Consider the following 14,322-nt stretch of genomic DNA (forward strand, 5'->3'; position numbering starts at 1 on the left):
TCTTGCTCGCCGAGATCGCCGTCGACAGCGAGCTCGTTGCCGTCGAACTCGACGTCGACAGCGACGTCACCGAACTGGTCGTGCTCGACAGACCCGTCGACAGCGAGCTCACGCCCGTGGAGAGCGAACTTGCCGTGGTCGACGTCGACGTGGACAGCGACGTAACCGTGCTGTTGGTGCTCGACAGGCCGGTCGACAGCGAGCTGATGCCCGTGGAGAGCGAACTCACGCCAGTGGACAGCGAACTGACCGTCGTCGACGTCGACGTGGACAGCGACGTAACCGAGCTGTTGGTGCTCGACAGACCGGTGGACAGCGAACTGATGCCGGTCGAGGTCGACGTCGAAAGCGAGTTCACGGCCTGGTTGGTCGCATCGAGCTGCGAACCGTTGATCGCATCGGTGCTCGTCGCATCCACACGGCCCGCCGCCACGTTCGTGATCTGACGCTCTGCGCCCGGCGCACCCACGCTCACCACGCTCGACGGCGTCGTGCCCGCGTAGCTGTAGGTGACGCCGCCGATCGTGCCGGTCGCCGTCGGGTTGGCCGCGGCCGTCACCGAACCGCTGCCCAGCGCCACCGAACCCGCGTTCGCAGCCGTCGCGCCCGAGCCGATCGCCACGGTGTTGGCTCCCGCCGCGTTCGAGCTGTTGCCGACCGCTACGCCTGCCGCACCCGCCGCCGTCGCACCCGTGCCCGCCGCCAGCGCGTTCACGCCCGTGGCGCCGTCGTTGTCGTAATTGGCTTGCTGCGTGCCGTTGTCGTTCACGCTGTAGTAATGTGTCGCGCCCGTCGAGAGTGAGGCGACGGCCTGGTTCGTAGCAAAGAGTTGCGAACCGTTGACCGCGTCGGTGCTCGTATCGGTAATACGGCCTGCCGCGACGTTCGTGACTTGACGTTCAGCGCCGACTGTACCCACGCTGACAACGCTCGTCGGATTCGTGCCCGCGAACGAGTAGATCGTGCCGTTGATCGTGCCGGTGGCCGTCGGATTGGCTGCGGCCGTCACCGAGCCGGTTCCCAGCGCGAGGCTATTTGCGTTCGCGGCCGTGGCGCCTTGGCCGAATGCCATCGCGCCAGCACTTGAGGCAGTCGCACCATCACCGATCGCAGTCGTGCCAGCGGCCAATGCGACCGAATTCCCGCCGAGCGCAAGCGAACGGCCACCGACGGCATGCGCGTTGACGCCAAACGCAATATCGTTGATGACGGTGGTGCTGCCTTTTACACCCGCGACCGCATTCGTACCGGCGGCGAAGGAGTCCGTGCCGTTCGTTTGCGCCCCCGTGCCAATGCTGACGGACCGCAGGCCCGCTGCTATCCCGGACGCACCGATTGCAGTTGCGGATGTTCCGGAAGATGTAGCGTTTGTGCCCACGACGACCGCATTCACGCCTGATGCCAGTGCGCCGTTACCCACCACAAGCGCATTCGTGTTGTTGCCAACGGCGCTAGTGCCAATCGCCATTGCACCGACGCCGCTTGCAATCGCGCTCGCACCCAAAGCGTTCGAACTCGCCCCAGAGGATGTGGCGTTTAGGCCCAAGGCAACCGCACTCGCGCCTGATGCCAGTGCGCCGTTACCCACCACAAGCGCATTCGTGTTGTTGCCAACGGCGCTAGTGCCAATCGCCGTTGAACCGACGCCGCTTGACCGTGCGCCCGAGCCGATGGCCGTGCCGTTTTCGCCAGTCGCAACCGCGTGCGGACCGAAAGCTTTCGAATTTGAACCACTCGCGGTCGAATTTACACCGAGCGCCATACTTGCCGTTCCCGATGCCGTCGCCAGTCCGCCAAATGCAACTGCGCCCGTCTCCGTAGCATGCGCTCCGTGACCGTAGGCCGTCGAGTTAACATCCGTAGCACGGGCATCGGACCCCATAGCTGCACCGAAAGCACCTGTGGCGAGCGCCCCAAACCCGATCGCCGAGCTATCCGCTCCGCTCGCCCGCGCACCGGACCCGAGCGCAGAGGCATTCGCGCCGGTTGATCGCGCCGACGTGCCGATAGCCGTCGCACCTTGCACCGACGCGGTCGCGCCGAAGCCGAGCGCTGTGCTATTCATGCCAGACGCGGTACTGACCGCACCCAATGCGGTGGCGCCTGAGGACGACGCAGTAACGCCGCAGCCAACCGCAACAGTATTGAACGCCGACGTTGTCGTTGTATCTTTACATCCGGTGCCCGGAATATTGACAACTTGCGCTTCGGCGTCCTCCGTCAGCATCACAGTGCCGCCAAACAGCATGGTCGTCGCAATTGCCATGACCGTAAGCGGCACATGGTTCACCCGATATCCGGAAATCCCCGATTTGGTTACGACACTGCTGGTACCTTTACCGCGCGCCGAATCCAGTTCGGATACCGCGACATATGCGCCCAGCGACTCGTTCCACACCGTTCGATAGATTGTGTTCATCTAGATCACCTGGTTAAAGTGCTTTTTGTTTTTCCACCCACACTGCTCAGGAATGCAGAATTACGAAGCCGCTTTCTGACAGCGAAGGCAATGCCCTTCTTTTAGTTCTCTACCATCCATGCACGAATACCGCGCCCGTGCATGCAGCCCGCATCGACGAGATGGTCGGTCAAGGAGGCGGCGTTCATCGCGCCCTGCGGATCGGTGGCAGCATGCGCGTCATAGCACCGCCGATACACCTGCGTCGCCGCTGCTTCCCGCCCATGCAGGCCGGACGAAAGGCCGACGTCATATGCGCTGACGGCCAGTTCGTAATGCCGGGATACGTGTTGGGCGATAAGCGCATGTACCGATCGGCGGAACCATTCGATACGCGAGCGCACCGTTTCGGGATCGATATCCCGGTCGCAAGCCGCGTCATGCACGAGCGCGCCGAGGCCGATCAGAATCACGCCCAACGTCTTGCCGGCGGCTTCGGGCCGGTACCCGCGTCCGACAAGCGGGTCCGCCCGCCTCCCGTGCAAAACGGTCATCCGTGCCGATGCGCCCATGCGGCCTCCTCGTTCCCGTTTTCTCGGCCGCCTTGCACACCCGCGCCGGAAAACGCATCCCTGACAAACCACCCCTGCACCCATTTCGCTCCGCATTGCTGCGCACGCGTCATGTCCTCCGGTTGCTCCACGCCTTCCACGACGACGTACTCAGCCAGTTCCGATGCGAGGCGCACGAGTCGCTCGAGACGCGCCAGATGGGCTTCGCCGTATCGCGCGGCAACGACGAACGATGCGTCGATCTTGATGACGTCAGGCGTTCGGATCTCAATGGCGGTCTCGACGCCATAGCCCACGCCAAAATCGTCTATCGCCACCCGGCAACCGGCTTGCTGGAGCCGTTGGGCGAATCGTCGGCCTTGCTCCGGGTCCAGTCGTGCCGTTTCCGTGATTTCCACCACCAGCCGCCTGGCAACCTCCGGCGTGCGTTCGATCAGCTGCAGCACGGCCTCCCACGCAATGTCGACCACCGCACTTCGGCCGGAGAGGTTGATCCCCAGCCGAACATCGGGCGACGCACGCAGCAACGTCACGGCCTGCCTGAGCACATGCCGATCGAAGGCGCGGATGAGTTGAAGCCGCTCGAGCGGCGGAATGAACTGGGCCGGATGCAACAGATTCCCACGGGCATCGACCACCGTTGCAAGACATTCGCAATACAGGACGTCGCCATTCCCCGAAACGTGGCGAATCGGCTCGCGACGCAGCAGCACGCGTGCGTCGCGCATCGCCCCGTACACTTCCCCTGCCCAATCCATATCATTCATCTTCTTCTCCGAATCAGTTTCGACTGGGTAATTCGTTGTATTCGAAACACGACAAGCGACACTCCGGAGGAGCGCAAAAGGGTTCCCTTTTGTCACCCCTTTCAGTGCTCAACATCCTCTTTACTCCACGGGGCTTTCCCGGCGCATCAGGATTTTTTTATCAATTTGGCACAAGGGAACCTAAGGGCACGCTTCAACTCTGCGACCGTTGCCCCAGCTGACGACGCAAGGCATCCCCGCCCCGCTGTATTTATCGGTGAGCCTGCTCAATGTGCGTGGCATGCGCGTCGCCATACGACTGCCTAGGACCGGTCTCGCTGGCTTCCCGGAGTTGCCCGCCAACCTCGTCGACCTCACTTCATCGCTGCACTATGTCGAGGAACCGGCCGTTGCCCCGGCTGTGCTCGCCGGCCCCGCAATCGATGTGGTCTGGAACGCGGTCGGGATCGACCACCGCCAGATCGTTATCTGGAACCCGGCACCGTGAGCGACCTCAACGCCGCCGGACTTAGAAGCTCTAACACAATGAGTTTTGCAGCTGTCGCCAGCAGATGATGCAAGCGGCGATTTTCATGAACGCCTCGTGTATGGCCGCGAGGCGTTCGAACCGGATTCGCAGGCGTCTGAAGTTGTGCAGCCATGCGAAGGTGCGCTCGACGACCCACCGGGTCTTTCCGAGGCCACTGCCGTGCGGCTCACCCCGCCGGGCGATCTGCGTGGCGATGCCGGCAGCGCGTAGTGGCTTGCGATATTTGTCGTGATCGTAGCCGCGATCGGCCTGCACGACGACCAGCTTGGACAGCGGCCGTCCCCGCTTGCCACGAATGGGCGGGATCGCCTTGATGAGGGGCAACAGTTGGGTGACGTCGTTGCGGTTGGCGCCCGTGAGGATCAGCGCGAGCGGGATGCCCTGCGCTTCGGTCACGAGGTGGTGCTTTGAACCGGGTCGCGCCCGATCGGTGGGATTAGGTCCTGTTTTTGACGTGATCCCACTGCACGAATGGAGGACGAATCGATGACCACTCGCGACCAGTCGATGCGATCGGCTGCTCGAAGTTTCGCCAGCAGCACCTCGTGACCCTGACCCAAGAAATAGTCCGGTGCAAAAGTAGAGAAATTCGGCATGATGTGTCCCTACCCACAAACCCACATCGCTACCCATACTTCGTGAGGAAATTGTGCGGGACGTCAACGGCCGTCGCAAGCACGCCGTCACCCATAAACCGCTTTAAAATCAGCGACCTACAGGACATCAACGGAAGAAGCCGGAATGGCCCGGAAGGCCCATGTGGCGGAAGGCAGCAGGAGTCGAACCTACCCAGGAGCGGCTGACGCCCCTAACCGGGTTTGAAGCCCGGCCGTACCACCGGATACGAATGCCTTCCGCAGGGAAAAAACCGAAAAGAACGACGAGCGCCTACGCCTGAATACCCACCCAACCGCTGTCAGGCCGCAGGTAGTGAAGATCGCGGCGGAAGCGAGTATACCCAACCCGATCGAAGAACTCGAGAATCTGGATCGCGCGCTTGCGACCGAGCCCCGTCGCATCGCGGAACGTCGCGGCATCGAGCCCGCCGCCGCGCGACGGTGCGAGATGTGCGACCAGTTCCGCCAGTTCGCGCGCGACGTCCGCATGATAGAACAGGTCGCGCACGACCTGATGCACGTCGCCGCGCCGTGCGAGCTTGCGCAGCAGCGTGCGCACCGCGTCCTCGGCAGCGCCCGTGTCGCGGGCCAGGTCGCGCACCCACGGCGGATCGAAGCGCCCCGCGTGGATCAGCGGCAGCAGTTGCTGCGCCAGCGCTTCCTCGCGCGGCTCGAGGCTCACGGAATGCGACGGCAGATGCAGCCACGGCCCGCTGCGCGCGACTTCGCCGCCCGCCGCCAGCGCATCGACGAGCGCGCGCCACAGCGCATCGCCGACGAGCGGCGCAGCCATCCGCCGCAAGCGTGCGGCGTCGAGCCCCTGCTCGTCGGGCACGCGCTCGTGGTACGCACGCAGCGTATCGACCGCCCGCGTCTGCAACGCACGCCAGTGCGCATGCGAAATCACCGCACCTTCGTTCGACGCGGCATCGCGTTGTCCGATCGCCAGCGCATCGTCGGGCAACACCAGCGCATCGGGTGCGAATCCCGTCAGATGTGTGAGCGTCGCGCGCGCAATGCCGAGCGGCGCCTGCGCGAGCAGCGCATCGAGGCGTCCTTCGTCGAGCCACGCCGCGAGCGCATCGAGCCATGCGCGGCGCGCAGGCGTGCGGCGCTTGCGTGCCGGCCCGAACGGATCGAGCACCCGGCCGCCGCCGACGGTACGCGTCGCCTGCGGATTGCGGACGATGAAACGGTCGCCCGGCAGCGCGAACACCGGCTCGTCGAATACCAGTTGCACGCGCATCCGCTGGCCGGCCGCGAGCGTGTCACCGTCGAGCAGCGCGACATGGGCCACGCGATGCAGCGTGCCGAGATGCACATGCAGCGGCGCCCAGTGAGTCAGCGTCAGCCCCGCGTCCGCGAGCAGCGTCAGGTCGACGTCCAGACGCGGCGACGTCGCGACGAGCCGCGCATCGGCGACGGTGTCGCCGCGCTCGACGTCGGCCTTGTCGACGCCGGCCAGGTTCAGCGCGCAGCGCTCGCCCGCGCACCCGGCCTCGACCGGCCGGTTCTGCGCATGGATGCTGCGCACGCGGGCCGCGTCGCCCGTGCGCACGATCGCGAGCGTGTCGCCCGTCGCGACGCGGCCCGCGAATGCGGTACCGGTCACGACGGTGCCTTGCCCGGCGAGCGTAAACACGCGATCGACCGCGAGCCGGAACAGCCCGTCGTCGCGACGCGCACGCCACGCGGTCGCCGCATCGGCCAAGTGCTGCTTCAACGCGGCGACGCCCGGATCGCCGGCCACCGTGGCACGCGTTTCGAAGATCGGCACGCCGGCCAGCGTCGAATCGTGCAACCACGCGGCGATCTCGTCGCGCGCCTCGGCAACGCGTGCGGCATCGACGCGATCGCATTTCGTCAGCGCAACGGCGCCATGCGTGACGCCGAGCAGTTGCAGGATCGCGAGATGCTCGCGCGTCTGCGGCATCACGCCGTCGTCGGCGGCAATCACGACGAGTGCGAAGTCGATGCCGCATGCACCGGCCGCCATCGTGTGAATCAGTTTCTCGTGGCCCGGCACGTCGATCAGGCCGAGCACGTCGCCGTTGTCGAGCGGCGTATACGCGTAGCCGAGCTCGATGGAGATGCCGCGCGCCTTCTCTTCCTTCAGCCGATCGGTGTCGACGCCCGTCAGCGCCCGCACGAGCGTGGTCTTGCCGTGGTCGATGTGTCCAGCGGTCCCGACGATCATGCGGCCGGCCCCGCGAGCGGCACGCATTGCGCGGCGAACGCCGCTTCGTCGGCCGCTTCGAGGCAGCGCAGATCGAGCCGCAGCGCGTTGTCGCCCACGCGGCCGATCACCGGGCGTGGCCATTCGCGCAGGCGTTTTTCGAGCTGCACGAGCGCGCGGCCGCTGCGCTTGCCGTCCGCGGCGCGAACGACGAGCCCGGCGCTCGGCAATTGATCGACCGGCAGCGCACCGCTGCCGATCTGGCTGAACATCGGCTCGACCGTCACGTCGAAACCGCTGCCGAGCGCCGCCTGCAACACCGGGCGCATGCGTTCGGCGGCTTCGGCGATGTCGCGCTGCGGGCGCGTCAGCAGACGCAGCGTCGTGAGCCTGTCGCGCAGGAATTCAGGCGACTGATACAGGCGCAGCACCGGTTCGAGTGCCGCGAGCGTCAGCTTGCCGACGCGCAGCGCACGTTTGAGCGGATGCTTCTTGATCTTCGCGATGAGCGCCCGATCGCCGACGATCAGGCCGGCTTGCGGGCCACCGAGCAGCTTGTCGCCGCTGAACGTGACGACGTTCGCGCCGGCAGCGACGGTTTCCTGCACGGTCGTCTCGTGCGGCAAGTCCCATTGCGACAGGTCGGCCAGCGTGCCGCTGCCGAGATCGACGGCGACCGGCACCCCGTGCTCGCGCGCGAGCGGCGTGAGCTCGGCGAGCGTCGTCTCCTTCGTGAAGCCGCTGATCGCGTAGTTGCTGCAATGCACCTTCATCAGCAGCGCCGTGCGCGAGCCGATCGCATCCGCGTAGTCGCGCAGATGCGTGCGGTTGGTCGTGCCGACTTCGCGCAGCTTCGCGCCGGCACGGCTCATGATGTCGGGGATGCGAAACGCGCCGCCGATCTCGACCAGCTCGCCGCGCGACACGACCACTTCCCGCTTCGTCGCAAGCGCCGACAGCGTCAGCAGCACGGCCGCCGCATTGTTGTTGACGATGGTCGCGGCTTCCGCGCCCGTCAGCTCGCACAGCAGATCGTCGATCAGGTCGTCGCGGTCGCCGCGGCGGCCGGTGGCGAGATCGAACTCGAGGTTGACGGGCCGCGTGAGGGCGTCGACCACGGCACGCACCGCATCGTCGGGCAGCAACGCTCGCCCGAGGTTCGTATGCAGCACGGTGCCGGTCAGGTTGAACACGGGGCGCACGGCGCCCGCGCTCTGTGCGGCCAATGCGTGCGCGACGGCCGCGGCGATGCGCGGCTCGTCGAGCGGCTCGGCCGCCGCGGGATCGTGCTGTGCCGCCGTGCGCCAGCGTTCCAGTTCGGCGCGCACGGCATTGAGCACGCGCGTGCGGCCATAGTCCGCGACGAGCGGCTGCAGCGGCGCCGACGACAGCACGCGCTCGACCGACGGCACGCGCGCCAGCACGGCATTCAATTCATTCACACCCGGTTCGGTCACGTCGTTGTAGCTCCAGTCTCATGCTCCGCAGTCGGCCGGGGCCGGCGCTCGCGCGCCGCCACGGCCCCGTGCCGTCAATCCGCCTCGCGCGAGACGTCGGGCCACAGCAGCGGGTTCGGCGAACTGCGCTGGTAGCCGGCCTCGTTCATCAGCAGGTCGAGCGTGAGGCTTGCGAGATCGTCCGCCAGCGGCTCGAACTCGTAGTCCTTCTCCTGATAGCCGATCTTGCGATAGGTCTTGCACTCGTCGCACGATTCGGCCTTGATGGCTTCGCTGCCGCCTTCGATCCCGTGATACGCGATGCCCTTCGTCGAATCGCAGTGCGAGCACTTGGTGCGCACCATGTGCCACTCGGTCGTGCACAGCCCGCACTGCAGGAAACGGTAGCCCTGGTACTGGCCGCCGACCCGCACGACGCTCGCGACCGGATGCGTGCCGCACACCGGGCACAGCCCCGGCTGGTCGAGATACGGGACATCGGCCGGCGTCACGCGGCTCGCGAGATCGGTCCACGCGACCTGCAGCGCGGCCATCAGGAACGGCGCGGTGGCCGGATCGACCTCCGCGAAGCGCAGCGCGAGGATCGCATCGGCCTGCGCGTCGAGTTCGGCGGGCGCCGTCAGGCGCAGCCGGTCGAGCAGCTTCGCGAGCTGCGGATTGACGAGCCCGGCGCTTTCGACGCGATCGAGCAGTTCATACAGCACGGCGCGCCACCGCGAATCGCGCTGGCCGTCGAGCGCCGGCACGAGCGGCATCGAATGTTCCTGCGCGCGTGCGATCGCTTCCTTCGACGGCAGCGGCAGCTCCAGCGTCTGCAGCGTCGCGTGCTGCGCGTCGGCGACGGTGGCCATCAGCCGCAGATAGCCGCTGATCGGGTTCAGGTCGGCAAGCTTGCGCAGCCGCGCGGCACGCGCCGCGAACGCGGTCGCACGCTCCGGCAGGCGAAAGCGCGGAATGGCCGAATGATCGAGTGCCGAGATCTCGGTCGGCTCCAGAATGCGTTGTGTCACGAAAATGTCTTCCAAAAAACGAAGCGCCGACGAATCGGCGCTTTCGGGCGATTCCGGCGGTTGGCGGAACGATACGCCGCAATCGGCGTACCGCCCCGCTCCGCTGCGTTACTTCACGCTTTCACGGAACCACTTCGGGTGATGCTTGCGGGCCCAGCCCAGCGTGACGGTGCCCCGCACCATCGCGCCGATCGAACCCTTCACCCACAACGCCGCGTAAATGTGCACGATGATGCTCGCGATCAGCACGAAGGCCGCCACGGCATGCACGACAGCGGCCGCGCGGATGATCCCGATCGGGAAGTAGAACGAGAAATAGCGCCGCCAGATCACGACTCCCGACAGCAGGAGCAGCAGCAGGCACGCCACCAGCGTGAAGAATAGCAGCTTCTGCCCGGCGTTATAGCGCCCGACCGGCGGCAGCTTGTCTTCCTGGTTGGTCAGCACGTCGCCGATCTGCTTCAGCCACTGCCGGTCGTCCGCGTCGAGCGCATTGTGGTGCCAGAAGCGCACGACGAGGATCGCGAACGACACGAACATCACGAGGCCGACGAACGGATGCAGGATCCGCGTCCACTGACCGCCGCCGAACAGCGCGGTGAGCCAGAACATCGACGGATGGAACAGCGCGAGCCCGGACAACGCGAGCAGCACGAACGTGATCGCGGTGATCCAGTGGTTCGTGCGCTCGTTCGGCGTGTAGCGGACGATCAGGTTGGGGTCGTCGTGGTTCATTTCGCGTCCTCCTTGATGCGTCGCGCTTCGTCGCGCGCGGCCGATTCCTCTTCGTCGCTCACCTCGTTCGGACCGACGCGGACGTAGTGGAAGAATCCGGCCAGCGCGGTCAGCGCGAGGCCGGCGACCGCGAGCGGTTTCGCGATGCCTTTCCACAGCTTCACCATCGGGCTGATCGACGGATTGTCGGGCAATCCGTGATACAGCGACGGTTTGTCCGCGTGGTGCAGCACGTACATCACGTGCGTGCCGCCGACGCCCTGCGGGTCGTACAGCCCCGCATGCTCGAAGCCGCGCTCCTTCAGGTCCTCGATGCGCTCGGCCGCGTGCTGCTTCATGTCCTCCTTGGTGCCGAACACGATCGCGCCCGTCGGGCAGGTCTTCACGCAGGCCGGTTCCTGGCCGACCGCGACGCGGTCGGAACAGAGCGTGCACTTGTACGCGCGATGATCCTTCTTCGAGATCCGCGGCACGTTGAACGGGCAACCGGTCACGCAGTAGCCGCAACCGATGCAGTTCTCCTCGTGGAAATCGACGATCCCGTTGTTGTACTGCACGATCGCGCCCGGCGACGGACACGCCTTCAGACAGCCCGGATCCTCGCAGTGCATGCAGCCGTCCTTGCGGATCAGCCACTCGAGGTCGCCCGCCGGGTTCTCGTATTCGGAGAACCGCATGACCGTCCACGAATGCTCGGTCAGGTCGGCCGGGTTGTCGTACACGCCGACGTTGGTGCCGACTTCGTCGCGCAGGTCGTTCCACTCCATGCACGCCGTCTGGCATGCCTTGCAGCCGATGCACTTCGATACGTCGATCAGCTTCGCGACGCTCCCGGTCACCGGTTCGCGCACCGTGGGCGGTGGCGTCGTGGTGGCCGAAACCCGCTTGATATCCAGCGATTGCAATGCCATCTCTCCCCCTTACGCCTTTTCGACCTTCACCAGGAACGACTTGAATTCCGGTGTATAGGAGTTGCCGTCGCCCACGGACGGAGTCAGGGTATTGGCGAGATAGCCGGGCTTCGTCAGGCCCTTGAAGCCCCAGTGCAACGGGACGCCGACCGTCTGGACCTTCCTGCCGTCGATCGTCAGCGGCTTGATCCGCTTCGTGACGAGAGCGACCGCGACGATGTAGCCGCGCTTGGACGACACCTTCACGCGCTCGCCATGCGCGACGCCGACTTCCTTCGCGAGGTCTTCGCCGATCTCGACGAATTGCTCGGGCTGGATGATCGAGTTCAGCCGCGCATGCTTGGTCCAGTAGTGGAAATGCTCGGTCAGCCGGTACGTCGTCGCGACGTGCGGGAACTCGGACACCTTGCCGAACGATGCCCGGTCGTCCGGGAACACGCGGGCGGCCGGGTTGTTCAGCGCCAGCGGGTTGCCTGGGTGCAGCGGGTTCGCGGCGAGCGGCGTCTCGAACGGCTCGTAGTGCTCGGGGAACGGACCTTCGTTCATCCCCGCGCGGGCGAAGAAGCGCGCGACGCCTTCCGGGTTCATGATGAACGGCCCCATCCCGTTTTCGGGCGGTTCGTCCACCTTGAAGTCCGGCACGTCGACGCCCTTCCACGCGCTGCCGTTCCAGCCGATCAGCTTGCGGGTCGGGTCGAACGGCTTGCCGGCGACGTCGCACGATGCGCGGTTGTACAGGATCCGCCGGTTCGCCGGCCATGCCCACGCCCAGTTCAGCGTCTGACCGATGCCGGTCGGGTCGGAGTTGTCGCGGCGCCCCATCTGGTTGCCGGCCTGCGTCCACGCGCCGCAGAAGATCCAGCAGCCGCTCGCGGTCGTGCCGTCGTCCTTCAGTTGCGCGAATGCGGCGAGCTGCTCGCCCTTCTTCACGAGCGTCTTCGCCGGATCCTTCGGATCGGGCAGATCGGCGAGCGCTTTCCCGTTGAACTCCATCGCCAGCTCCTCCGGCGTCGGGCTTTCCGGGTTCGCGTACGGCCAGGTCAGGTTCACGATCGGGTCCGGGTACTTGCCGCCGTCCTTCTGGTACATCTTGCGCATGCGCAGGAACAGCCCCGACATGATCTCGAGGTCGCTCTTCGCTTCGCCCGGCGGCTCGGCGCCCTTCCAGTGCCACTGCAGCACGCGGCTCGAACTCACGAGCGAGCCGTCTTCCTCCGCGAAGCAGGTGGTCGGCAGGCGGAACACCTCGGTCTGGATCTTCGACGCATCGACGTCGTTGTAGTCGCCGTGATGCTTCCAGAACTCGGACGTTTCGGTCGCGAGCGGATCCATGATCACGAGCCACTTCAGCTTCGCGAGACCTGCCGCCGTCTTCACCTTCGACGGCGCCGCCGCGAGCGGATTGAAGCCCTGGCAGATGTAGCCGTTCATCTTGCCGGCATTCATCAGCTCGATCGCCTGCAGCAGGTCGTACTGCTTGTCCAGCTTCGGCAGGTAGTCGTAGGCCCAGTTGTTCTCGGCGGTGGCCGCGTCGCCCCACCACGCCTTCATGAAGCTGACGTGGAACGCCTTGTAGTTCTTCCAGTAGCTCAACTGGTTCGGCCGCAGCGGCAGCTGCACGCGCTTCTTGATGTACGCGTCGAAGTCCTGCTCGGCCTGCATCGGCAGCGTCATGTAGCCCGGCAGCAGGTTCGACATCAGCCCGAGGTCGGTCAGCCCCTGGATGTTCGAGTGGCCGCGCAGCGCGTTCATCCCGCCGCCGGCGATGCCGATGTTGCCGAGCAGCAGCTGCACCATCGCGCCGGTGCGGATGATCTGCGCGCCGATCGAGTGGTGGGTCCAGCCGAGCGCGTACAGCACCGTGCCGGCGCGGTCGGGAACGGCCGTGGTCGCGAGCATCTCGCACACCTTCAGGAACTTGTCCTTCGGCGTGCCGCACGTCTGCTGGACCATGTCCGGCGTATAGCGCGCGTAGTGCTGCTTCAGCAGGTTGTAGACGCAGCGCGGATGCTGCAGCGTCGGGTCGACCTTCACGAAACCGTCGTCGCCGCGCTCGTAATCCCAGCTCGATTTGTCCGGGTACGCGTGCTTCTCCGCGTCGTAGCCGGAATAGATGCCGTCGTTGAACGCGAAATCCTCGCGCACGATGAACGTGAAGTCCGTGTAGTTCTTCACGTACTCATGCTGGATCTTGTCGTTCGTCAGCAGATAATTGATGACGCCGCCCAGGAAGACGATGTCGGTGCCGGTGCGGATCGGCGCGTAGTAATCGGCCACCGAGGCCGTACGCGTGAAGCGCGGGTCGACGACGATCAGCCGCGCCTTGCGGTGCGCCTTCGCCTCCGTTACCCACTTGAAACCGCACGGATGGGCCTCGGCTGCATTGCCGCCCATCACGAGAATCACGTCCGCGTTCTTGATGTCGACCCAATGGTTCGTCATCGCTCCACGGCCAAACGTCGGGGCAAGACCTGCCACCGTCGGGCCATGTCAGACACGCGCCTGATTGTCGAATGCGAGCATCCCGAGACTGCGGATGGTCTTGTGCGTCAGGTAGCCGACCTCGTTGCTGCCCGCCGACGCGGCCAGCATGCCGGTCGTGAGCCAGCGGTTGACCTTTGCGCCGTCTTCGGCCGTCTCGACGAAGTTCGCGTCGCGGTCGGCCTTCATCAGCTTCGCGATGCGGTCGAGCGCGTCGTTCCACGAGATGGGTTCCCACTTGTCCGAGCCGGGCGCCCGATACTCGGGATGCGTGAGGCGGTTCGGGCTGTGGATGAAGTCGATCAGGCTCGCGCCCTTCGGGCACAGCGTGCCGCGATTGACGGGGTGGTCGGGATCGCCTTCGATGTGGATGATGCTCGGCTGCGCATTCTTCGCCCCGTCGCCGAGGCTGTACATCAGGATGCCGCAACCCACTGAGCAGTAAGGACAGGTGTTGCGCGTTTCGACTGTGCGCGCCAGTTTGTACTGTCGGACCTCGGCCAGCGCTTCGGACGGAGAAAAGCCCATCAGGGCAAGACTCGATCCGGCAAGCGACGTGGCCGTCACCTTCAGGAACTGGCGCCGGGACATTTGTAGCATGGCGGTCTCGGCGTTATTGTGGGGTGGGGTGAAACTGAAAGGAATTATAGACAGTTCAGGCAACTATGA

At 65.5% G+C, this 14,322-nt stretch carries 10 protein-coding genes, 1 tRNA gene and 1 pseudogene; 1 reads left to right on the top strand and 11 read right to left on the bottom strand.

Translation table 11 applies throughout. The annotated features are described in order from the left end of the window. The 3 genes from WS61_RS33425 to WS61_RS14715 form a co-directional block, all read right to left on the bottom strand. A partial coding sequence (locus tag WS61_RS33425; RefSeq protein ID WP_257127265.1) for an ESPR-type extended signal peptide-containing protein occupies positions 1–2,419 on the bottom strand: 2,419 nt, incomplete at its 3' end. 101 nt (positions 2,420–2,520) lie between these two features. Continuing rightward, a complete protein-coding gene (locus WS61_RS14710; RefSeq protein ID WP_157692734.1) occupies positions 2,521–2,970 on the bottom strand; it encodes a hypothetical protein in 450 nt (149 codons plus the stop codon). Then, complete coding sequence (locus tag WS61_RS14715; protein ID WP_095211737.1) at positions 2,949–3,737, bottom strand: EAL domain-containing protein; 789 nt, start codon at positions 3,735–3,737, stop codon at positions 2,949–2,951. The genes WS61_RS14710 and WS61_RS14715 overlap by 22 nt, the downstream gene beginning before the upstream one ends. Positions 3,738–3,993: 256 nt before the next feature. On the opposite strand from WS61_RS14715, the gene WS61_RS14720 reads away from it, so the two are divergent. Continuing rightward, the gene (locus tag WS61_RS14720; protein ID WP_257127266.1) at positions 3,994–4,224 is read left to right on the top strand and encodes a hypothetical protein; all 231 of its coding nucleotides are present in this window, start codon (positions 3,994–3,996) and stop codon (positions 4,222–4,224) included. A 30-nt stretch (positions 4,225–4,254) separates the two neighbouring features. On the opposite strand, the pseudogene WS61_RS14725 reads toward WS61_RS14720, so the two are convergent. From WS61_RS14725 to fdnG, 8 genes and pseudogenes are all read right to left on the bottom strand, one after another. Next, positions 4,255–4,814, bottom strand: a pseudogene (locus WS61_RS14725) (IS5 family transposase); the annotation flags it as partial. Between the two features lie 212 nt (positions 4,815–5,026). Next, positions 5,027–5,122 (bottom strand) — tRNA-Sec (locus tag WS61_RS14730). A 32-nt stretch (positions 5,123–5,154) separates the two neighbouring features. Continuing rightward, positions 5,155–7,080: a selenocysteine-specific translation elongation factor gene (selB, locus tag WS61_RS14735; protein WP_059501363.1), complete on the bottom strand. Its 1,926-nt coding sequence runs from the start codon at positions 7,078–7,080 to the stop codon at positions 5,155–5,157. Next, entirely contained in the window at positions 7,077–8,516 is a 1,440-nt protein-coding gene (selA, locus tag WS61_RS14740) for an L-seryl-tRNA(Sec) selenium transferase (protein WP_059501128.1), read from the bottom strand. Before selA ends, selB begins: the two co-directional genes overlap by 4 nt. Positions 8,517–8,590: 74 nt before the next feature. Continuing rightward, entirely contained in the window at positions 8,591–9,526 is a 936-nt protein-coding gene (gene fdhE, locus WS61_RS14745; RefSeq protein WP_179949379.1) for a formate dehydrogenase accessory protein FdhE, read from the bottom strand. Between the two features lie 108 nt (positions 9,527–9,634). Next, a complete protein-coding gene (locus WS61_RS14750; RefSeq protein ID WP_059501130.1) occupies positions 9,635–10,261 on the bottom strand; it encodes a formate dehydrogenase subunit gamma in 627 nt (208 codons plus the stop codon). Continuing rightward, positions 10,258–11,172, bottom strand: a complete 915-nt coding sequence (fdxH, locus tag WS61_RS14755; RefSeq protein WP_027782651.1) for a formate dehydrogenase subunit beta — start codon at positions 11,170–11,172, stop codon at positions 10,258–10,260. The genes WS61_RS14750 and fdxH overlap by 4 nt, the downstream gene beginning before the upstream one ends. A 9-nt stretch (positions 11,173–11,181) precedes the next feature. Next, positions 11,182–14,253 (bottom strand): formate dehydrogenase-N subunit alpha, encoded by a 3,072-nt coding sequence (gene fdnG, locus WS61_RS14760; RefSeq protein WP_095211738.1) that lies wholly within the window; start codon positions 14,251–14,253, stop codon positions 11,182–11,184. Positions 14,254–14,322 lie beyond the last annotated feature (69 nt).

Source organism: Burkholderia sp. ABCPW 11 (assembly GCF_001523445.1).
GTDB lineage: Bacteria > Pseudomonadota > Gammaproteobacteria > Burkholderiales > Burkholderiaceae > Burkholderia.

Bases quoted from the DNA above. Each gene is read 5' to 3' on its own strand.
- selB (WP_059501363.1), bottom strand. From the start codon at position 7,080: ATGATCGTCGGGACCGCTGGACACATCGACCACGGCAAGACCACGCTC.
- WS61_RS14750 (WP_059501130.1), bottom strand. From the start codon at position 10,261: ATGAACCACGACGACCCCAACCTGATCGTCCGCTACACGCCGAACGAG.
- WS61_RS14710 (WP_157692734.1), bottom strand. From the start codon at position 2,970: ATGGGCGCATCGGCACGGATGACCGTTTTGCACGGGAGGCGGGCGGAC.
- fdxH (WP_027782651.1), bottom strand. From the start codon at position 11,172: ATGGCATTGCAATCGCTGGATATCAAGCGGGTTTCGGCCACCACGACG.
- WS61_RS14715 (WP_095211737.1), bottom strand. From the start codon at position 3,737: ATGAATGATATGGATTGGGCAGGGGAAGTGTACGGGGCGATGCGCGAC.